The 21,564-nt window shown below is 53.4% G+C and carries 20 protein-coding genes; 10 read left to right on the forward strand and 10 right to left on the reverse strand.

Features of this window, described 5'->3' with window-relative positions; genetic code table 11:
* A complete protein-coding gene (locus tag AC2FI8_RS18330) occupies window positions 1-891 on the forward strand; it encodes a DUF2950 family protein (RefSeq protein WP_299665347.1) in 891 nt (296 codons plus the stop codon).
* A 543-nt stretch (window positions 892-1,434) separates the two neighbouring features.
* Window positions 1,435-1,692, forward strand: a complete 258-nt coding sequence (locus AC2FI8_RS18335; protein ID WP_496770925.1) for a hypothetical protein — start codon at window positions 1,435-1,437, stop codon at window positions 1,690-1,692.
* 100 nt (window positions 1,693-1,792) lie between these two features.
* Here the strand turns inward: AC2FI8_RS18335 and AC2FI8_RS18340 are convergent, their stop codons facing one another.
* From AC2FI8_RS18340 to AC2FI8_RS18365, 6 genes are all read right to left on the reverse strand, one after another.
* A complete protein-coding gene (locus tag AC2FI8_RS18340) occupies window positions 1,793-2,611 on the reverse strand; it encodes a nucleotidyltransferase domain-containing protein (RefSeq protein WP_496780501.1) in 819 nt (272 codons plus the stop codon).
* A gap of 111 nt (window positions 2,612-2,722) precedes the next feature.
* Window positions 2,723-4,540 (reverse strand): TniQ family protein, encoded by a 1,818-nt coding sequence (locus AC2FI8_RS18345; RefSeq protein WP_496780502.1) that lies wholly within the window; start codon window positions 4,538-4,540, stop codon window positions 2,723-2,725.
* Complete coding sequence (locus AC2FI8_RS18350; protein WP_496780503.1) at window positions 4,537-5,583, reverse strand: TniB family NTP-binding protein; 1,047 nt, start codon at window positions 5,581-5,583, stop codon at window positions 4,537-4,539. Before AC2FI8_RS18350 ends, AC2FI8_RS18345 begins: the two co-directional genes overlap by 4 nt.
* 88 nt (window positions 5,584-5,671) lie before the next feature.
* Entirely contained in the window at window positions 5,672-7,735 is a 2,064-nt protein-coding gene (locus AC2FI8_RS18355) for a TnsB C-terminal domain-containing protein (protein WP_496780504.1), read from the reverse strand.
* A complete protein-coding gene (locus AC2FI8_RS18360; protein ID WP_496780505.1) occupies window positions 7,732-8,427 on the reverse strand; it encodes a hypothetical protein in 696 nt (231 codons plus the stop codon). Before AC2FI8_RS18360 ends, AC2FI8_RS18355 begins: the two co-directional genes overlap by 4 nt.
* A gap of 548 nt (window positions 8,428-8,975) precedes the next feature.
* Window positions 8,976-9,200, reverse strand: coding sequence for a helix-turn-helix domain-containing protein (locus AC2FI8_RS18365; RefSeq protein ID WP_496780506.1), 225 nt, complete (start codon window positions 9,198-9,200; stop codon window positions 8,976-8,978).
* 137 nt (window positions 9,201-9,337) lie between these two features.
* Between AC2FI8_RS18365 and AC2FI8_RS18370 the strand changes: the two genes are divergently transcribed.
* Both AC2FI8_RS18370 and AC2FI8_RS18375 read left to right on the forward strand, forming a co-directional pair.
* A complete protein-coding gene (locus tag AC2FI8_RS18370) occupies window positions 9,338-9,946 on the forward strand; it encodes a hypothetical protein (RefSeq protein ID WP_496780507.1) in 609 nt (202 codons plus the stop codon).
* Between the two features lie 357 nt (window positions 9,947-10,303).
* Complete coding sequence (locus tag AC2FI8_RS18375; protein WP_377189705.1) at window positions 10,304-11,095, forward strand: inositol monophosphatase family protein; 792 nt, start codon at window positions 10,304-10,306, stop codon at window positions 11,093-11,095.
* Window positions 11,096-11,098: 3 nt separating this feature from the next.
* On the opposite strand, the gene AC2FI8_RS18380 is transcribed toward AC2FI8_RS18375, so the two are convergent.
* The 4 genes from AC2FI8_RS18380 to AC2FI8_RS18395 are packed head-to-tail and all read right to left on the reverse strand — an operon-like array spanning window position 11,099 to window position 15,975.
* Window positions 11,099-11,665: a histidine phosphatase family protein gene (locus tag AC2FI8_RS18380; protein WP_377189702.1), complete on the reverse strand. Its 567-nt coding sequence runs from the start codon at window positions 11,663-11,665 to the stop codon at window positions 11,099-11,101.
* On the reverse strand, window positions 11,666-12,736 hold the full coding sequence (locus tag AC2FI8_RS18385; RefSeq protein ID WP_377189699.1) for an ABC transporter ATP-binding protein: 1,071 nt from the start codon (window positions 12,734-12,736) through the stop codon (window positions 11,666-11,668).
* On the reverse strand, window positions 12,733-14,949 hold the full coding sequence (locus tag AC2FI8_RS18390) for an ABC transporter permease (protein WP_496770612.1): 2,217 nt from the start codon (window positions 14,947-14,949) through the stop codon (window positions 12,733-12,735). Before AC2FI8_RS18390 ends, AC2FI8_RS18385 begins: the two co-directional genes overlap by 4 nt.
* Entirely contained in the window at window positions 14,950-15,975 is a 1,026-nt protein-coding gene (locus tag AC2FI8_RS18395) for an ABC transporter substrate-binding protein (RefSeq protein ID WP_496780508.1), read from the reverse strand. It abuts the gene before it with no gap.
* 351 nt (window positions 15,976-16,326) lie between these two features.
* On the opposite strand from AC2FI8_RS18395, the gene AC2FI8_RS18400 reads away from it, so the two are divergent.
* From AC2FI8_RS18400 to AC2FI8_RS18425, 6 genes are read left to right on the forward strand one after another with little or no spacing between them, the layout of a single operon-like run.
* Window positions 16,327-17,136, forward strand: a complete 810-nt coding sequence (locus AC2FI8_RS18400) for a DeoR/GlpR family DNA-binding transcription regulator (RefSeq protein ID WP_496770607.1) — start codon at window positions 16,327-16,329, stop codon at window positions 17,134-17,136.
* A gap of 59 nt (window positions 17,137-17,195) precedes the next feature.
* Complete coding sequence (gene phnD, locus AC2FI8_RS18405) at window positions 17,196-18,170, forward strand: phosphate/phosphite/phosphonate ABC transporter substrate-binding protein (RefSeq protein WP_299987282.1); 975 nt, start codon at window positions 17,196-17,198, stop codon at window positions 18,168-18,170.
* 60 nt (window positions 18,171-18,230) lie between these two features.
* A complete protein-coding gene (gene phnC, locus AC2FI8_RS18410; protein ID WP_496770605.1) occupies window positions 18,231-19,031 on the forward strand; it encodes a phosphonate ABC transporter ATP-binding protein in 801 nt (266 codons plus the stop codon).
* Window positions 19,028-19,843: a phosphonate ABC transporter, permease protein PhnE gene (gene phnE / locus AC2FI8_RS18415; protein WP_299987288.1), complete on the forward strand. Its 816-nt coding sequence runs from the start codon at window positions 19,028-19,030 to the stop codon at window positions 19,841-19,843. Before phnC ends, phnE (AC2FI8_RS18415) begins: the two co-directional genes overlap by 4 nt.
* Entirely contained in the window at window positions 19,843-20,658 is an 816-nt protein-coding gene (gene phnE, locus AC2FI8_RS18420; protein WP_377189683.1) for a phosphonate ABC transporter, permease protein PhnE, read from the forward strand. Before phnE (AC2FI8_RS18415) ends, phnE (AC2FI8_RS18420) begins: the two co-directional genes overlap by 1 nt.
* Window positions 20,655-21,560 (forward strand): HAD-IIA family hydrolase, encoded by a 906-nt coding sequence (locus tag AC2FI8_RS18425; protein WP_496770602.1) that lies wholly within the window; start codon window positions 20,655-20,657, stop codon window positions 21,558-21,560. Before phnE (AC2FI8_RS18420) ends, AC2FI8_RS18425 begins: the two co-directional genes overlap by 4 nt.
* Window positions 21,561-21,564: the final 4 nt, after the last annotated feature.

Genomic DNA, 21,564 nt, shown 5'->3' on the forward strand with positions numbered 1-21,564 from the left:
ATGCGTAGATCAGTATTTTCAATTTTGTTGCTTGCCGCGACCACAAGCCCGGCTCTCTCTGAAGGAGCCAGATTTGATACGCCGCAAACCGCACTGGATGCTTTTGTTGATGCCTTGAAGGCTAATGATCAGAGCAAGCTGATCGAAATTTTCGGGCCTGAAGCCGAGGATCTGGTTGGAACGGGTGATCCGGCGGAAGATCAAGAAAGAAGGCAGGAAATGCTTGGCATGTATGCCGAGGGGTATCGTTTCCGGCCTGAGGACGATGGCGTTGTACTTCTTCTGGGTGAAGACGGTTGGCCTTTTCCTATCCCAATTTTGCGAAAAGATGATGGTTGGCGCTTTGACCTGGAAGCTGGGATCGAGGAACTTTCAGCTCGTGAAATAGGCTTGAATGAGTTGGAAGTGATCGAATTGCTTGAGGCCTATGTTGATCTGCAGGCAGCTTTCCGGCTTGTGGACCATAATGGGAATGGCGTTATGGAATTCGCTCAGACGATCATTTCTGATCCCGAAGAGCAAAACGGTCTCTTCTGGCCTGGAAAAGACAGCTTTGTCGGTGCGGCGCTTGCCCGCGCCGCAGCTTCGGGGTGGAGTGACGGTCAGGCTGACTATGAAGCCGAGCCGTTTCTTGGCTATTATTACACAATCCTGCAAGAGCAGGGCCCTAACGCTCCCGGGGGTGCCTACCCTTATTTCGCCGGGGATCACTTCGTTGCAGGACATGCCTTGCTGGCAATACCGGCAGACTACGGAGAAACTGGTGTCCATTCCTTTCTGGTTGGCGAAAACGGCATAGTCTACGAGGCAGATTTTGGCCCGGAAACACTCAGTATTGCTGCTGAAATTACTGCCTATGATCCAGACACTAATTGGTCACCGGTCGAGTAATGTTTGGATTGACAGTGGCGATTAAGCTCTGATGCTTTGCTGAGGCCACTATTTGCGGATCGTGTAACAAGCTTCAGTTCGATGGTTACGTGTACCCGAACAGGTTCAGCCTGGATCGCTCTTGCAACACACATTGTAACGGCCAGCAAATTGCCCATCTTACGGTTTGATCCATTCTTCTGCCTTAACACGTTTCGAGTCAATGACTGAAAAGTCCGCAGAGCGGTCTTCTTCGATCGGATATCGAATGGCAGGTTTCGCGACCACCGCATGAATTGCAGCGACGTAACAATCCACGAACGTCGCAGTACGGGTGTTATGTGAAGCGATCTCTGGTTGAGTGGTCCGTCCGTCCACAGCCTACCGGCCCAATCACCTAACACCACATTGAGCGGCTTTTTTCCGCCCCATTGATCTTGTTCGCCCAGTCCGATATTCAGACCGGCTGCGTTTTCGGCCGTCTATCCGAGCCCAGCCCAAAACCAACGAGCCAACCGATGGAGGGTGCCATGTAGTTCAGAAACTGCATGAAAGGCCAATGACATGGCCCATTACAAACGCAAACGTCCCCGTACCGTGCTTGGGAACGGGTACTCACGCCTAGGTCTGAGCCGTCGTCTCGGAAAAGACCTTGATGATGTCCGGTGGCTTGGCAATTGGCCACGCTATCACGACATCACCTGTCACACGCGTCCAACGAGACGCAAAACCAAGGCTCTTGCGTTCGGCATCCTGAAAGGCGCTGATCCTGACGACCTAGTCTGGCCCGATGGGCGCAAGCCCCACCACTATTATTGGTGAGTATGTGCGGCGGAAGCATTCCATAACTCCGCCGCGCACTTTGGCTCAGGTGGCCGTTGAGACGACCGAAGCAGTTTGGCCCGTTGCGGCCATCGTTAGATCACGAACCGATTCCCGCGTCTTTTCTCACTATGTGCCGCAGCAAGTCATTGCCCTCGGCCCTAAGGTCGAGGCGATCTTCGTTCTTTTTCATCACAGTTGCCCACGCTATTTGATCGTGTATGAATTCATCAATGACCGCTATGCGCTGTCCACGACCCATTTCCTTGGTTTTGCTTTTTAAAGTCAAAAGCCTGTCAATGTGCCCTACTAGGTTGGGAGACAGGTCCTGATATTTCATGAGATCATGCAGGTTCATGGGCGGTGGCGTGTCGGGTATCTGCCGGATCCACGAGATCGCCAAAGCGGGTCGCAGTATGTAGAAATACGTTTTGAAGCTCACCTCCCGGCTCTCACCAACATGCTTGTCCCACTGTTTCTGTGCCAAGTTGCGATAGTGGTGCAGACAGGATTCTCCAAAAGTCGTCTTGGCTGCGAAGGCAATCAGCCTTTCACATGCCGCGTCACTCCATCTGTACCTAATAGGGCTGGACAACCATTCCAACATCACGGGATTAGGTTTGATCAACAAACCAAGTGCTTTACGAATATCCCACCCGTTTATGTCCCAATCGCCCTCAAGGGGCAGTTCGATGACATCGCGACCGGGCTCAATACTCAGATACCAGTCTGGCCGATGTACATAGATGAAGCGTACATCGTAGTCGCTATCGGGAGACGGGAAACCCCATGCACGGCTGCCGCTTTCAATGGCGAACAGCACTCGGACATCATGATCCGCTTCTAAAGCGGTAAGCTTAGATTGGATGACCTGCTCGATCTCAGGCGAAACGCTGGGCGCGAAAGTTAGACGGTTCATTGGGTTTCTCGCAGTATCAAGACGGCCATCTGGAAAGGTACATCATGGTTTTGTTAACAAGACCTGGGGGAGCAACCACGGCGCTGTGGCTACTGAAACCGTCGGATCAGATTAACTCGTAACTCTGTTCGCCAGTTCACGAACTATTCCCTGTGTCTCTTTCGGATAAGCGCGAACAAACCCGGCGTCACAGGGGATCGTCTCGATTTCTCTTCGGTCCAACGCCCGAGCCAAATGGATCGCTGCGAGCTCAATGTGCTCTGCCATTTGGCCAAGCGTCACATACACCTCTGCAAACGCCTGAATGCTCTCTTCAGTGATGTAACACCGGTAGTGCTGCGTGTCCGGGTTTCGTGCTTTTATCTGCTTCAGATATCCACCATCCCTTAACCGTCGGATAGAACCGACGCTAATCCTCAGGCGTGCCGCCGCATCCTTAAGCGACAGATCGCCGGAAAACACGCGCTCCGATTTTTCCAAGGTCTCAGTGTAGTCGATCAGAATTCCTGCCAATCCGTCAACGTCCGGGTCTCTCGATACACCGGTCAGTCGGCCTGCTGCCCAATCAGCAACAACGCGAGCCAGGGGCAACCAGCTCTGTTGGCAGTATTCTGCGAGGGGCAGCCTATGACGCGTCGGTGATGCAACGCGCAGGCCTTCAAGCTGAGTCAGCAAGGTCTGCACAGAGGAGGATGTCACATAGCGCAGAGACGTTCCAAAACGATGGGCTTCCAGAACATTCTGCCGGATCAGCGACTTCACCTGAACCGGATGGATATTGAGCTGCGTCGCGATGGATTTGATATTCTGCAACCCAGACCAGAAATCGAGCACGGCAGCCAGATCCTCATGGCTGACATCCTTCATGTTTAGCAGGTCGCTCGCGTTTTGACCGCGAAGATGGGCGAGAATGCCTCGCACCCGAACCTCGCCGACTCCATATAGCTCCCGTACACGTTCAAGCGTGATGAGTTTGGGTGCTGAGATTTCCGTACCCAGGACTTTCGCGCCGGTCTGCAGCGGATAGTTCTCCCGTACGAAATCCTGCACGCAAGCCCTGAGCTCCGCTGTTGCCGGGTCCTCTTCAGTGTCTTTCAGCCAAGTATAGAATTCGCCCATATCTGTTGTGAAATAAGACCGCTTGGAGGAAGGTCGGCGCCTGGCACGCGCCAGCTCAGAATTCAGGGTGTCCGGTCCATTCTTCAAAACCTCGAAACCAGCCGACATGGCGGTACGCTCCTGGTCGAAGTTCAAATCCGAACGACTAACGCCTCGACCCATGGCAAGTGTCATGCCTAATGTAAGAGCGGCTTGATGAAGATGTGTCAGGTCCAAAGAGTCTAACCAGTCACCACAAACTCCATTCTTGATACGGCGGCTCAGGTAAGTTTCAAACGAGGATCGCCCATGTGTTTTCGCGACCTGAGCGGCCTCCAAGATCAGATCCCTATGACGCTCCACTTGTTCAATCACGTCATAGGTGAGATGTGCATGCGGTGCATTGGGAAGCTGGAGTAACGGAACGCCGTGTTTGGCACAGGTCCCGATCGGCAGCACCAACCACTCGAGAAGTTGAAACGCGCTCCCGGGACCAGAAGCCTCCATAGCCTCCACAATACATCTCGGACAAATGCGGATGGTTGCACGCCGTGGCGTACCATTGGTGGCTGATGACAGCCCGACGAGATACCGGCAGGGACCAATCAACCTGGCCGCTCCTTGATCCAGTGTGTTAAGCGGCACACTGGTTAGCAGTGACAACGTCTCCAACTGGTCCAAATGCGCCGAGCAGATATGGGGCCATCGCATTCCAAGATCCGAGCAGAAATCACGGGGCGTGCTCGTGAACAGTCGGGCCAACCGAGCAACGTAACTTGACGGGGTCTCCCCTTCTGTGAAGGGGAGAATTGGGTTCAGCAGGGGCCTCATGCATCTTCTCCATCTTCAGGCCTGTCTCCGTCGTCCAGAAGCTTTCTTGGATTGATGCGCCCGTAGTCCTCGGCGATGAAGACGTTCATCCAGGCCTCTGCTCCATTCCTTTCGCTGTAGACCTCAGCAAAGTGCCGAATGCTCAGTTTTGCTTCGAACCCTTCTGTAAACAGCGCATGTGAAACCGCGAGGACAACAATCTCGGCCAAGAGTCCAAACTGATAGTCCGCCGCATGAATCAACCGCATGGCAAATGCTTCGTTCCTAACCGAAGCATCTACATTGATCTGCTCCCGATCAGCGTATCTTTGAACGATCTTGATGACATGATCGACATCGCGCACCGCGTGCAATCGTTTGAATTCGATTGGATCAACCCGCCGAGCGAGCTGTGCATCCTGATTTACGATTTTCTTGAGATCCGGCATCCCGGACAGCAGCAGTCCTACCGGCCAGACGGAGTTCTCCATCAGGGACTTCAGGGTGTTGACCACTGACTGGCGCTCTTTTTCGGTTTGGTAACGGGCCAAATCTTGCGCCTCGTCGAAACCAAGAAAGAGCGTCCGCCGCAATTTGAGTTGCACTTTGACCTGATCCCAGATCGCCGGACCTTGCTTGTTGCCAGCGTAGGGGTATCCCAGCGCCCGTAGCGTAGCCGCACCAACGAACTTCATAGTTGCCGGGCTTGGCACCTGAAGGTCAACAAACTCGCAGAATTCCTTCTCCGGGTCCGTCGCCAGCGCGTGCCTGTATTTATGCTTGAGATACCGCACGGCAGTAGTTTTTCCGCTCCCGGATGGCCCCACCAGCATGATACTTCGAGCTTGGAATGCGACACCATCGGCCTCATCAGCGCGTCGCTGTTCAAGAATGCTGCCAAAACGCGCATCTAGCTTGTCGTATTCTGATAGCGGGATGTAGAGCTGCCTCAAGCCTTGCACGGTTTTGCGAATGATCTTGTCAAACTGAAACTTTTTGCTGTGCTTATTCATCGCCCTTCTCCTCGGTTTCCTGGGAATCGTCTGATCCGCTCCGATCTCCATCGTCGTCCTCGAGTTCATCACTGAAGAGCCATTCCCTCTCGTTCTCCTCTGTCAGTATTGGCTCCTCCTCGGGCAGCGGGCCGGGAAGTTAGGGAATTTCATCTGATAGGAAACCAACGTCCGGATCAGGTATTGCCGCCTTTTTGTCAGAGGCAATGTCCGGATCAGAACCTAAAGACAGACCCCAAAACGTCTCTTTCTGCGCACGTCTGATCTGATCGCTGGTGAGCTTGATCGGGCCAAGCTGCCGCACTGCGCATTGCTCAGCGTCGATCTCCTTGATCCTGCGAATGGCACGGTCCACCACACTCTGAGTCAAACTGGCGGCCGCGCGATTGTTCTGACGCAATTCAAAGACTGACCGCTCCCAGGAGGCGAACGATACCCCTTCGAGCCCTTCGATTCTTGCGCCCAGCGTAGACCACCCACTGTATTTTCCGCGCTCTAACCAGACAGAAATGTGCCCCATATTTTCGGGATCGATACTGACTTCGACACTCTGCTGACCGTATTTTTGGAAATGTTCTGCCAGACGTTTGGAATGATAGTTCACGCCGTTCATCAGGACACCGTGCCGGCCAGTCTCACGATTGAATTTCAGCCCCAGGATATGACGGAGCTTGTGCTTGCTCATCGGGGGAGACCAGCCGAACTGGCTGACCAGCTTGTCCCACATGTTGTTTGGTGTTGCGTACTCCAATCCCCGGTGATTGCGATTGTGGTAGACATCGACGGTGAACCGCACCAGCAACTCCAGGATACTCTCGGCGGTATGCACCGCGTATTTTTCCGATGGATAATCCCCCCTTTGCTGCGGCTTGGAAAAAGTGCGCCCCGTCAAATATGGCATCAACAAAGTCGCCATCGAGCGGAACAAACGCTCGATAACCCCTCTCAATTTGGGAACCCCAGCAGGTAGGACAGAATAGTCGATCGCCAAGTCCGAAAGCGCTGCCTTGAAATCTGCGTTTACAAAAGCCGGACCGTTGTCGACAACAACATGACAGACATGTCCATGCTGCGACCAGGATGTTTCACACCCCAACTGGGACGCGAGCATGGTCTTGTCTCGCATGGCCATCCAGACAACTGCTTTCGCATCTTCGGCACTTGGCTTGGTCGAAAGTTTGAGACCGAGTATCGAGCGGCTAGCGACATCAATGGCGGCGCATACCCAGTAGCGGCCAAGCTCAAGATCACGCAGGCTCGGATGGGTGATATTGGCCCCTGCACCTTGCAAGATCGACATGAGATCAATTTCCCACTCATCCATTTCGACACGAAGCAATGGTGCATGAAGCTTGATGCCCCCCTCATGGGCTCCCAGCTTGTTCTTGGCATACGCGACTCCCTTGCGCGCGGCCTCGACTTCAAACCGATCCAACTCATTGATGCGCCGTTCAATCGTGCTCTGGGAGGCTTCCAGAAGAAGGTCTTCGCCAGCGAGGCCAAGAGCGGTGTTCTTTCGCCGCACTTCAGCATTTACAGCTTCCAATACCTGCGAAGTGTAGATCTCGTTAGGATGAAGGTAGTTCGCGAGCTCAATCTGAATGATCGCTTCAACCTGGGGGTGGACGCGCTTCCCGTTTTGACCATTAAAGATCGACTTTTTGACAAAGATCATCGGATCTCTGGTCTTTTCCCACTCACGGTATTTTTTCATGATGCTGCTGCGACCGGGCACATAGGAGAGCAATGCGGGATCAACGCCCTCGCCATTCATGCTTTTAAGCAGCCCATCGTGGAGCTTCTGCTGTACGCGTTCCTGCAGTTTCGGCAGAAATTCAGACCACCGCTTTGATGATCTATTGAACCACTTTTTGTCTTCACCGTCACTCATCGATTCACACCAGGCTTCGCCAAGAAACGCATTAAACTGAGTTTTGAGAGACAACCGCGAGAGCAGCGCACGCCCAGCCCGCGCACGGCGGGCGGCCTGTCGATCAGAGAAGTAGCCATATTCGATTGAGAAATGCCCATCTTCGAGCAAACTCGCGAGCTCCGAATGGGTAAACGTGAGAGGCACAGCACCCGCTTGCTTTGCCAGCAGAGTCACCGTGCCATCCGTGACCTTTTGAACAAAGTGAAGCTCACCTTTTCCGAGCACCGCATCTTCATGGCTGATGTTGAGCTGAAACTGGATATCTTTCATGGCCTGTCCTTTCGGGGGGCAACGATTGTGTTGATGGAGATGAGTTCACGCGTATTGGCCTTCAGAAGCCCCGCGTAGATGGCTCGGAAAGCCGCGCGGAACCCGCGCGTGCCAAGGCCCAGAGGTTTTATGAGACCACTGATCGAGAGTTCGTCTGTGAGACCCGAAACAAGCTCAGCAACTAGAAGATCGGCCTCTTCGTCTGGGCAGCGCCGAAAGAAGTTCAAAAGCTCTGCGTTTTGCACTTCTTTTGGGTGGTGGTTGTGCTCAGTGATGAGGCAGACTTTGTCAGCAAATCCCTTCGGCAGATCGCGGCGGATTGCAGCGAGCGTGCTTCTGAAGTTCAGCCTTTCAACCCGTTCAGCGGGTTTGACGGCCATCGCAACCTTGGATCCGTCCCGGTACTCCGCCAGATAATCAAAGCGATGCGTGCGCTGACGCCCTGAGGCATCAATATAGCTGACGGGACGCGGCTGATCATGCAGGTTCCAAAGGTTTGGATCCGCGAGTGCGAGTAGGCAGGTTACCCGTTCATGTTGACTCGCTGAAATAAACTGCCGCCAGTACATTTCGGCAGGTGTCATAGCCAAGGTAAAACCGCGTGCAGTGAACTGTGAGCGCGCAGGAAACATCAGCCCGGCCGTGGTTGGTTCAGGGGGACGATAGAAATCGTCGTCGTCATCTTTAGACATATCTCTTGCCGTGGCTGCGGACCTTATCCGCGCCATTCGGCCCCTCTTCATTTGTGGAGACAAAAGGCGACCCGCGCGCTAAAGCGATCAGCGCGGTTGACGGGTCACAAATTTTGGGTCATGAATGAGGTGCAAAGAGTTCCTATTCATTTGCACCAAGCCCCTTGAGAGCTGCAACTCTCGGGGGCTTTGCTTTTTCTAGGGGCTCATTTGTTATTCTCCTCTATTTGGAGTGCTTTAAGAAGCTTTGAGATGCGCACGCCGACGCATCCGCCGACGCCTGTTCAATCCGCGCATTCTGCAAACTGCGCAAACTGGCAAGAACGATTGTAGTTCTGAAGGCAGCGAGCTTACGAGTCAGGACTGCTAGTCTGGCGCCGCTCACCCGCCTGATAGAAGGAAAGTGGTCTAACATTTTTCATTGTGATGGACACAATCCAAAGAGTCTTGACCAACGAATTTTCGAGCTGGCCTTGGATTGCCGCTCAGATGGTTTCTATCTTCTCTGCTCCGTTCCCTTTTTGACTTTGATGTCATATGCATAGCATTCACGCTTTCTTTGAAGGATACCGCTCAGGGTACAGAACTTCGACCGGCACTCCGAGCTTACCGGCAATGGCAGCTTCAATGCGCGCCGAACGTCGATAGCCCTGTGAAACAACAGTCACAGATGAATGGCTGACCCCAACTTCTCGCGCGACGTCGGACATTGAAGACTGCGCTATCTTCAGCCTTGCTTTCGTTAATTCGTGCCGAGTCAGGTCAATCGTCATGGTTAGTCCAACTTTGTTACCTGAAAAAAGACCCTAAGACACTGATCGGTCAACATAGGTTCGGATTTAGTAGATTGAAAACAAGATATAAATATGGCACATGTCTAAAATATTGAGATGCCAATTAGTGAGATATCATGTCATATTTTTGTGAACACGTACTAGAAAGGCATCTCGAAGAATATCGGGCGGCTTCGATAACGGAGGAGGCAGCCAAACCGCCTTCCATAGGGAAGATCAACCATTGCGGGTGCCCCGACCTTTTTCCAGAACACATGCCTAGCCAGGCTTCACGACGATCCAGCCAAAGAAACGAAATCCACGCAAAACTGAAGAAGTGGGTCCGCTCGGGACGTGTCGTCTCCCATGCTGACGTCTATCGCGCGTGGAAGGCGCACAATACCTTGCGAGAGTTTGCAAAGCACTTTTCCATACGAACCCCGTTCGCTGCCCGCGTCCTTGATACGTATGGTATTTGCTTTAGCGAGTCACTTGCTCAACGGTTTCGTTTGGGCGAGCTGTTGCCGGACTTAGCCAATGAACAAGGAATATCGCAAAAACTCCTCGTCAAAATAATTCAGGTGACCGGAACAACAGTATCCAAGGGACGCCGCCGCCCCATGTACGACGAAGCAAAGGTTGCACTTCGATACGCCGAAGTAAATTCCGTTCGCAGAATTCAGATCGAATTTGGAATGTCGTGGGCGACCGCGGATAAAGTCGTAAGAGAATTTGGCCTCAAATAGACGGATACAACTTCATAGGTGCTCGCGCGATTTCGTGCAGTTAGGAGAGGGCGGGAAGCTGACATTCGCGGTGAATGCGAACCAATGAGGGCGCTGGCAAGAAAGCCGACATTCAGATGGTGAATAATTCGGAATCTACGCTGCACCATCGTAAGTCGGCCCTGAGCCCGAATGCGTGCAAAAATTAGCTAATGATTGACTTGCTGTTTTTTGCGGAGGAGTTCATCAACACTAAAATTTTTAGGTTTGCGGCACCGAAACGGCTCCCGAAAACAATCGAAATGACTCTTTGATTGATAGGCATTCGATTAGCTTGCATTGTTGCATGGCAGCTCTTTATTCGGAAAAGGACCACCCATGTCTCGACTTTCAGAACGCAGAGATTTTGCCATCGAAGTTTGCGAGGAGGCTGGGGTAATTGCCGAAGAGTATTTCGCGGATCGAGGTAATCTTGTCGTTGATCAAAAAGGTGCTCAGGACTGGGTGAGCGAGGCGGACAAGAATGTTGAAACCTTTATTCGTCAGAGGATTGCAAAGGCGTGGCCCAATGATGGAATTCTCGGTGAAGAGCACGGGGCTACTGTTGGTAAGAGCGGTTTTGACTGGGTGATTGACCCAATTGATGGGACAACGAATTTCGTCAACGGCATACCTGCATGGACTATTGTTCTGGCTAGTGTCACGGAAGGACATACTGAGGTCGGTGTGATACGTGATCCAAATGTGGATGAGACCTTTGTAGCGATGCGCGGAGAAGGTGCGACGCTTAACGGATCCCCAATGCGCGTTGCGTCAGGGGTGGCGCTGCGGGACGGAACAGTCGCCGTGGGGTATTCGAACCGGATTAAGACCCGGCATGTTTTACCTATTGTCGAGAACTTAATCGAGCACGGGGCTATGTTTCACAGAAACGCCAGTGGAGCGTTATCATTGGCCTACGTCGCTGCTGGGCGACTCTTGGGATACGTGGAAGAACACATGAATGCCTGGGATTGTCTGGCTGGGCAATTGCTGGTCTCGGAAGCGGGTGGCATTGTTGAGGATCAGAACGCCGATGTGATGATCCGCGAAGGTGGGCGCGTAATCGTGGGTACACCAGATGTGTTCGAGACCTTGGTTGAAATCGCAGAGAACGCTTGGAACGACTAACGTTTATGCCAACGAAACCCAACCTGAATAGGGTTTGAGCGTCAATAGATCTGCCTGCCAGAAATGGCCTTGTGATGGCTGATCGTGCTTGCGGTCTATCGAACAATCCGAGAGTGCGCACCACAGCAATGTGCCGACCGCCCCATGTGTCACGATTGCAATATCTCCGGCGTCGTGCATTTGGATAATCTCGGTGATTGTCCGATGAATGCGTTTCTGCGCCTCGACAGCTGTTTCCCAACCGCTATAGCTAACTTCCGGCTGGGCAAAGAAGGCATCAGCCGCTGCCTCGAAATCGTCTCGAGGCAAATAGCCGGTTGCGCTGCGGTCGTTTTCACCGAGACCCAAGTGACAATTCACGGGCAGCGTTTGTGGTGCAGCAAGAATCTCACCCGTTTCGCGGGCCTTTCGCTCGTTACTGGTCCAAATCTGCGTGACATTCGACAACGCCTCGCAGGAAGCAAATTCAGTCGCGCGTTTACGGCCCGTCACACTCAGGCCCCAATCTGTTATCTGGATGGCCGGATCGATAGAGACTTCGGGGTGTGTGATGATCGTGAGATTCGGCATTTAGTCAGGCAAAAGCACGGGCCCTTTGTCAGCAAAACCCATCATGATTTCAGTGCCGGGTTCTAGCGGTGCGTCGACATCATCTTGAACGGCAAAAACCTGACCGAATGCACCTTTCAATGTATATTCCATCCGAACGCCAACATAGGTCGCCTTGGCCACTGTGGCTGGAATACCTTGATCTGAACCGATCACCAAACGTGAGGGTCGCACGGCGATGGTTGCCGGTCCTTCGGACAGACCGCGACGTGGCAGCGTGTGGCGATAGCCTTCGACTTCGATGGTTGCCATGCCGCCATCAATATCTACGATTTGGCAGCTCAGTAGGTTTGCCTCACCGATGAAATCGGCAACAAACCGGTCATTTGGGGCATCGTAAAGCTGGCGCGGTGTACCCATCTGAGCGATCGCTGCATTGCGCATAACAACAATCTCATCCGAGACCGCCAGTGCCTCTTCCTGATCGTGTGTGACGTAAACAACTGTCAAGCCAAGGTCTTGCTGTATCGCCCGAATATCCTCACGCACCTGACGGCGAAGCTTGGCGTCGAGGTTGGACAGCGGCTCGTCGAACAGCAGAACTTGCGGCTCAAGCACCAGTGCGCGTGCGACGGCAACACGTTGTTGCTGGCCGCCGGATAGCTCTGAGGGAAGGCGGTTGTCAAACCCCTGTAGGCCAACCAACTCCAAGCCATACAAGGCACGACTGCGCGCTTCATCCTTCGCAAAGCCCGAGAATGTGAGGCCATACTTCACGTTCTCTAACACGCTCATATGAGGGAACAGCGCGTAAGACTGAAACACCATAGATACATCGCGGTCGGTGGCTGGGAGTTTGGTCACGTCCCGATCACCGATCAAGACCTTGCCCGAACTTGCCATCTCCAACCCTGCAATCATGCGCAGTGTCGTTGTTTTTCCGCAGCCTGACGGACCAAGCAGCGTAACGAGCTTTCCTGCGTCTACGTGGAGGTTGATGTTATCGACGGCGACCACATCCTTGCCGAACACTTTCGACACGTTCTCAAACCGTACCGGGGCGGCCTTGGAACCGATTTTGGTGTCGGTCATGGCGATGTCTCCGTTCCGTGCTGCGTGCGTCGACCAATCTGGACCCGGCCAACGAGAAGTTGCAATAAGCCGACCGCCGCGAGCATCACGAAGATCAGCGTCGTCGAATAGGCGATAGCAAGGCCATAGTCGTTATTCTCGACCCGACCGATAATATAGCTGGTTGCCATGTCATACTCCGCGCTGACCAGAAAGATGACGGCCGAGATTGCAGTCATGGCACGTACAAAGCTGTAGACAAGCGCAGCAAGTATCGCAGGGCGCAACAGCGGGAGGATGACACTGCGGAACGTCTGCCATGAGTTTGCGCCAAGGGTCAGCGAGGATTCATCAAGGCTGCGGTCCAGCTGCGACATGCTCGCGATGCCGGCGCGAACGCCAACCGGCATATTGCGGAAGATGAAGCTGACAACGAGGATGACACCTGTGCCAGTGATTTCGATTGGCGGAACGTTGAAGGCAAGGATGTAGCTAACGCCGATGACCGTGCCGGGGATGGCGAAGGACAACATTGTTCCGAATTCGAAAGCGTTCTTGCCTGCAAAGCTTTGCCTGGTCAGCAGATAGGCCGTTACCAGCCCAACGGCGGCAGTCAATGGTGCAGCAATGGCCGCGATCGTGATGGTCGTCCAGAAACTGTCCCAGGCGGCTCCGGTCCAGCGAATTTCCTCTTCTTCAAAGCGGACTGAGAATGCAGTGATGTAGTGCTTGATCGTCAGCGAATTATCGACCCCCCACAGCTCAACTACACTGCCGTAGATGATCATCGCATAGACAATAATTGTGAATAATGCCCAGCCAAAGGCGATGAGCAGTACAGGCACCGAAAGGCCGGTTGGCATCAGCGGATGCACGCCCGCATCGCCTTTGCCGGTGACTGTTGTGTAGCTCTTCTTTCCCAACCAGACGCGCTGCGCGTAAAAGGCGGAAAGGGTAAAGAACAGCAGCACCATTGCCAGAACCGCAGCGCGCCCTTGATCGTATTGAGCGCCGACGATGGCAAAGAATATCTCGGTCGACAGCACGTCGAAATTCCCACCCAAAACAAGCGGGTTGCCGAAGTCGGCCATGCTTTCGATGAAGCCCAGAAGAAAGGCATTGGCAAGACCGGGCCGCATCAGGGGCAAGGAAACCGTCTTGAACGTCTGCCATCTGCTGGCCCGCAGGGTCTGGGCCGCTTCCTCCATCGAGGGAGAGACGCCTTCAACCACGCCAATCAGCACGAGAAACGCAATCGGCGTGAACGCGAGTGTCTGCGCGATCAGGATGCCTGGCATTCCGTAAAGCCACCGCGTCGGCTGTGTGCCGAGTAATTCGGCAAAGAACCGGGTGACAGAGCCGGACAGTCCAAAAAGAAGGATGAGCGCGAGGCCGATCACGAACGGTGGAGTGATTATCGGGAGAACGGTCAAAGCCCGTAACGCGCGTTTGTAGCGGAAACCCGAGCGCGTCACGACCAACGCGAAGCATAGGCCGAGGATCGTTGTGATGAAGCCAACGAGGATGGCCAGGAAAAGTGAGTTCCAGGCCGCACCGCATCGGGCACCTTGAAAACACCCCAGTCCCCACAACCGGTCGTCGAAGAACTTCGAGAAGAAAACCGCAATGGAATAAGCGCCGTCTTCGGTGATGAAAGCAGCGAAAAGCATCTTGGCGATGGGGAAAAAGACAAAAGCGGTGACGATGGTAATCACACCGCCAATAGCGCTTACGACGAAGACATCACCATTAATGGCACCCCTCGCCGCGATACCTTGAGTGAGCAGGAACAGAAAGCTCGAGGCGCAGATCATTGCGCCGTAGCCCATGCCGAACTGACGGTCGCCAAAGTCGCCAATCATCGTTTCCAACCAGTCGAAGTTGAATCCTCTGATGCCAATGCTGAAACCCTGAACGATCAACCAGCCGAAGCCGAGCGCTCCGGAGAGTACCAGAATGCGGGCATAAATCGGGTCAGATTTGGCGCGTTTCAACACCAAAAGCGGTAGGGCGAGAGCGATCAGGAGTGGAGCGAGCCATAGTTTCTCACCTTGTCCAATCAGAAAAGCTGCAGGGGCATAATCCTCATCGAATGGGTAGCCGTCCAAGAGCCATTCGAACGACCACAGGCCGCCGTCGACCATGTACCAGGGCAGCAGGCAGAATCCGACCCACCCGGCGATGATCCAGAAGATCAGGACCGGATGGGTCGTTTTTGATGTAGTGTCAGTCATTTACTGCGGCAGAACCGAAACCTCTTCGTCCCATTTCTGCAGCAAACGCTTCCGTTCGTCTGATGAACCATATTTTTTGAAGTCATAGTCAATCAGCTTGATCTGATTCATATCAGGTGCGCTTTCTGAGGTCTCCGAACCCTTGTTCGATGGCACCTGAAACGCATTGACCTGAAGGGCAAGATTCTGAGCTTCAGGCGACAGGGCCCAGTCAAAGAACTTCTTCGCCTCTTCTTCGTTGCGGGCGCCGTCGATGATCGACATTGAGCCAATTTCGTACCCCGTGCCCTCGCATGGTGCGACGACCTTGATCGGGAACCCCGACACGGCCTGCTTTACGGCGTCATGCATGAAGACGATACCAATCGTGTTCTCGCCACGACCGGCGGCCTTGATCGGCGCAGAGCCGGACTTGGTATACTGGTTGATGTTCGAATGCAGGCCTTTCATGAACTCAAAGCCTTCATCCTCACCAAAGATCTGCACCATTGAGGCCAGCGTTGTATAGGCCGTCCCTGAAGAGTTCGGGTTCGCCATCTGAACGTGTCCCTTGTATTCGGGCTTCAAAAGATCCTTCCAACAGGCAGGTTCGGGCAAGTTGTTTGCAGCGACAAGGTCGGCATTGTAGCCATACCCAAGCGCGCCTGAGTAAATGCCGATCGTCTTGTTGCCCGCGCTTTCAGCCTGGGATATCGCCCAATCGTGAAGCTGGTCGCGCATCGGCGATACGTATTCCATCGTCAGGCCTTCTTCGGCGGCCTGCAGATGCGGGTCGCCCGTACCACCCCACCAAACGTCACCTTTCGGGTTCGAGCTTTCGGCACGGATTTGTGCAAATGTCTCGCCCGAGGACTTTCGGGTCATGTTCACGTCGATGCCAGTTGCATCTTCGAAGCTACGTGCCATCAGCTGACACCAATCCTCTTGAGCTGAGCAATAGAAAGTCAGCTTTTCAGCATGCGCCGCGGACAAAGACGCGGCCAAGGCAATCAGAGATCCGACGGCAGTGGATGTTAGTTTCTTCATTATTTTTCCTCCCTTAGGGTTTAATTCGCCCGGGTTTCCCGGTTCTTTTTTGCCCTTCCTCATGCAGCCTTACGAATTTTCTTTTAGATAGTTGGGGCTTCCTGATTATCTGTCAAAACCTTTGGAAAATGCGTCAGGATTTTTTTGCAACCACCAACTTCACCAAGAGAAAACCAACGATGCGCCCGGTCTTTCATTTTGAAATTGATCAGCCTGCGTATATTGCCCTGTCCCGTGAAATCTTTGATGTCATGTGAATTTTCACTACGAAATGAGGATTATGCAACAAAAATTATTGCAAAATGCCCGAAACCCCACAAAATTGAGTTCTGAAAATATTCGAGTCGTTGAATGTCCAAAACCAAAACGCGCGGTAAGAAATCTGAAAAAAGTCCTGGTCGGGTAAAAAAGTCCGACAGACGCCAGCAAATCCTGCTGGAATTGAAACTACGCCCTCACGTTCGCATCAACGAGTTGGCACAGCGTTTCAACGTTTCGAATGAGACCGTTCGCCGGGATTTTGAAGCCCTGTCCAATGAAGGCCTGATCGCGCGTGCGCACGGTGGGGCATCAGCCCCAGTGCAAGGGCATTATCCAAGTCTGGAAGAACGGACCGGCGCACAGATCGAAGAGCGCGAACGGATAGGAATCAGCGCGGCCGAGCTTGTTCAGGACGGTGAAACGGTCATGGTCGATTCCGGCTCGACGACTGTCGAGATGGCACGCGCGCTGGCATTTCTCGATATCCATTGTACGGTGATCACGAATTCAATCCCCGTGGCGATGACCCTTGGCCATGGTGCTGCCCAGGTCTTATTGTGCCCCGGAGAATACCTGGCAACTGAATCTGCAACGATCGGAACCGAGACACTGGAATTCCTGTCTCGTTTCAACGTTGACAGGTGCATGATCGGTTCCTCGGGTTTCTCAGTAGAAGGCCCGTCAGAGACGGTAAGGGGCTTTGCGGCGATCAAGAGGATGATGCTGGCGCGTGCTGCGAAACGCCATCTTCTTATCGATTCCGGGAAATTTGAGCGCAAGGGTCTGTCTCAAGTAGGCGATCTTGCCGAATTGGATTCCATAGTCACCGACACAAAACCAACCGGGGAACTGCTCGATGCAATAGGTGGTGCCGAGGTCGATATTCTCGTTGCCGGTTGAGAACGAAAAGGAATGACTAACTGCGGCTGATTAAGGCCGCACATAACTGGGAGGAAAACATGAAGATCAACATCAAACTATTGGTTGGGGCATCTGCAATTGCGCTACTGTCGCTTTCGGGGACAGCCTCGGCGCAGGATTGTCCGCGCGGTGACTTGGACGAGCGTTTTTGTGACTCCGACGGAGATTTGATCGCGGATATCCCAACAGATCCCTCCGAGCAAATAGACCCTGACACCTTGATTTTTGCATATACACCAGTCGAAGACCCCGCCGTTTACAAAACCGCATGGTCAGACTTTCTTGAGCATTTGAAGGCGGAAACCGGCAAGGACGTCGTCTTTTTCCCGGTTCAGAACAACGCAGCTCAGATCGAAGCGATGCGTTCGGGGCGTCTGCATATTGCGGGCTTCAACACTGGTTCCAACCCTTTGGCTGTAAACTGCGCCGGGTTCCGGCCGTTCACGATCATGGCCTCGAAAGACGGTAATTTTGGCTATGAGATGGAAATCATTACCTTTCCTGGTTCGGGAATCGAAAAGGTTGAGGACATCAAAGGCAAGCAACTGGCCTTTACCTCCCCCACATCCAACTCAGGTTTCAAAGCGCCATCAGCAATTTTGAAGAGCGACTTTGATTTGCTGCCGGAGCGTGATTTCGAACCTGTCTACTCGGGTAAACACGACAACTCGATCTTGGGCGTGGCCAACAAGGATTACTTGGCGGCTTCGATTGCCAACTCGGTAAAGTCGCGGATGATTTTGCGCGACGTGATCAACGAAGATGATGTTGTTACGATCTATAAATCGCAGACTTTCCCGACCACTGGGTTTGGCACCGTTTACAACCTGACGCCCGAGCTGCAGGAGACAATCCGCAATGCCTTCTTCAGCTTCGACTGGGAGGGCACGACACTTGAAGCTGAGTTTTCGAAATCGAACGAAGGCCAGTTCCTTGAGATGACCTATCAGGAATTCTGGGATGTCATTCGTAAAATTGACGCAGCAAATGGCGTCTCCTACGCCTGCCAGTGACCTTTGGCCAATACTGCGGGCCCGAAAGGGCCCGTTATTCAACCTAATCTGGGGCATTTTATGCTGCGTCTTCAAAAGCTGACGAAAACATACAAGACCGGAGATCAGGCGCTGAAGGCCATCGATCTTGAGGTGCCCAAAGGACAGGTGCTTGCATTGATTGGGCCCTCGGGTGCGGGCAAATCGACCATGATCCGGTGCATTAACCGGTTGGTTGAACCCACAAGCGGTGGTGTCCTTTTGGATGATGTGGACCTGACCAAACTCGGATCGGGCGCTTTACGTAAAGCGCGCCGTGAAATGGGCATGATCTTTCAGGAATATGCCTTGGTCGAACGTCTCACGGTGATGGAAAACGTATTGTCGGGACGGCTGGGATATGTGGGATTCTGGCGCAGTTTCCTGCGGCGATATCCGCAGTCGGACGTCGACGAGGCTTTCCGCCTGCTTGATCGGGTGGGGTTGTTGCACATGGCTGACAAACGAGCGGATGAACTGTCGGGTGGTCAACGCCAAAGGGTCGGCATTTGCCGCGCATTGATTCAAAACCCGAAACTGCTGCTGGTCGATGAGCCAACTGCCTCGCTGGACCCCAAAACCAGCCGTCAAATCATGCGCCTCATAACAGAATTATGTCAGGAGCGAGGGTTGGCGGCCATTATCAACATCCATGATGTGGCTCTCGCCCAAATGTTTGTTCCGCGAGTCGTCGGCCTTCGCTTTGGTGAGATTGTGTATGACGGCCTTCCAACAGGTCTTACCCCAGAAAAGCTGACCGAGATCTACGGCGAGGAAGATTGGGAAGCGAGCATCGAAAAAGTGGACGAAGATGAAGATGAAGATGTCGAGGCCGCAGAATGAGCCATCGAGAACTGGACGACATGCTCGGAAAAGGCTGGCGTAAACCTGCCTTTGTCAAAAACCCTTTGCTCCGCTGGGCATTGTTCCTTGGGTTTTTTGCCTACCTGATCGCCGCCTATATGACCATCGAAGTTGATTGGGGTCGTGTCTATGAAGGACTGGATCGGGGGTGGGCATTTGTACTTGCGTTTACCAGCCCGGACTTCGTTTCGCGGTGGTCAGACATTTGGAGCGGTCTGCTGGAGAGTATCATTATGACCGTGGCTGCGTCGGTCGTGGGCATCCTGATTTCGATCCCGATAGGGTTGGGCGCGGCACGCAACATCGCCCCTTTGCCAATCTACATGATTTGCCGGGGCATTGTTGCCATCAGTCGAGCCTTGCAAGAAATCATCGTGGCCATTTTGCTGGTGGCTATCTTCGGTTTTGGTCCGCTGGCCGGATTTCTGACCCTTTCCTTCGCCACCATTGGATTTCTCTCAAAACTTTTGGCCGAAGACATCGAAGCGATGGACAAGGTTCAGGCCGAGGCAATCAAGGCCTCTGGCGCGCGTTGGCCGCAATGGATCAACTATGGCGTTCAGCCACAGGTTATGCCGCGACTTGTGGGCCTTTCCATGTACAGGATCGACATCAATTTCCGAGAAAGCGCAATTCTTGGCCTGGTGGGCGCCGGCGGAATTGGTGCGACGTTGAACACTGCGTTCGATCGATATGAGTACGACACAGCAGCAGCCATTCTCATCCTGATCATCGGGATCGTCATGGCACTTGAATACCTTTCGGGAATTATCCGCGCGAGGGTTCAATAATGCCGGTTCTTAAACAAAACGATACTCAGATCTGGCGCCGACGGACGACGGGTCAAAGTCTTGTTCGCTGGTTTGGCTGGCTTTTGGGTGTGGCTGTCTTTGTTTATTGCTGGCAATTCATCTCGGAATCGACGACCTGGTTTTTCGTCTGGGATGCACCCCGCATTGCCAACGATATCTGGACCCGCGCAACGCCTCCCAAATGGGACTACATCACACAGCTGGGCCGCCCGATTTGGGACACACTGAACATCGCCACCCTGGGTACAATCATCGCCTTGTGCATGGCAGTGCCGGTTGCCTTCTTGGCCGCGCGCAATACCACGCCGTCGACATTGTTCATCCGCCCTGTTGCTTTGTTGGTCATTGTCTCGACTCGCTCTATCAACTCGCTGATCTGGGCCCTTCTATTGATCGCAATTATTGGCCCAGGCGTCTTTGCGGGTGTTATTGCAATTGCAATCCGTTCTATTGGTTTCTGCGCAAAGCTTCTGTACGAGGCCATAGAGGAAATTGATCACGCTCAGGTCGAAGCGATCACGGCGACTGGTGCGTCGCGCTGGCAAATCATGGCTTACGGGATCGTTCCGCAGATATTGCCTGCATTTGCCGGCATTGCCGTTTTTCGTTGGGACATCAATATTCGCGAGTCAACGGTTCTGGGCCTAGTTGGTGCCGGAGGCATAGGGTTACAGCTGTCAGCTTCGCTCAACGTGCTGGCCTGGCCGCAAGTCAGCCTCATCCTGATTATAATTCTCGTTGCGGTTTTGATTAGCGAATGGGTCTCGGCAAAGGTTCGAGGGGCGATCATTTGACCGGGTTCTCTGCGCAGGACGCTTTCGATGCCTATGAGGCTGTACGCCACCGACTTCCCGAAGCTAGACCTACTGAAGTGAAGTATCGTCAGGTTGAAACGCTTGATGACATAGCTCATGAGTTCGACGTGTTCCTCCTCGACGCATTCGGGGTTCTCAATATAGGTGATACGGCAATCCCGGATACACCGGATCGGGTCAGGTCACTGAAAGCCGCCGGCAAACATGTTTTGGTCGTTTCAAATGCTGCTGGGTTTCCTCACACAACTCTGTTGGAAAAATATTCCAGGCTTGGTTATGACTTTGCGCCCCGAGACGTGATCACCAGCCGGGCGACGTTGCTATCAGAAGTAAACGGTCAAAGTGGGTTGCATTGGGGCTTGATGGCGACCCCCAGCGCCGGTCTTCGCGATTTGGAGGGGTTGAAACTATCCTATCTGGAGGATGACCCAGAACCCTACGGAACTGTCGACGGATTCCTGATGATCGGGTCAGCGGTTTGGACTGAAACGCGTCAAGCCATGTTGGAGACCGCCTTGCTAGAGCGTCCCCGCCCGGTAATGGTCGGAAACCCAGATATTGTTGCTCCTCGCGAGTACGGATTTTCCAAAGAGCCCGGTCTTTTTGCGCACCGGCTGGCAGACCGAACGGGTGTCGCCCCTCAGTTCTTTGGAAAGCCTTTCGGCAACATCTATGATCTCGCTTTCCAACGCCTCGGGCACATCGACAAGTCCCGAATTCTGATGGTTGGCGACAGCCTGCACACTGACGTTCTGGGCGCATCCAGCGCAGGCATAGATTCGGCACTCATCTCAGGATATGGATTCTTCGCAGGGCATGATGTTGAAGCAGCGATCAAGAAGGCGGGGATAGTACCAAACTTTATAGTAGGCCGGCCTTGAGTTT

The organism is Ruegeria sp. CDSB029 (assembly GCF_059611125.1).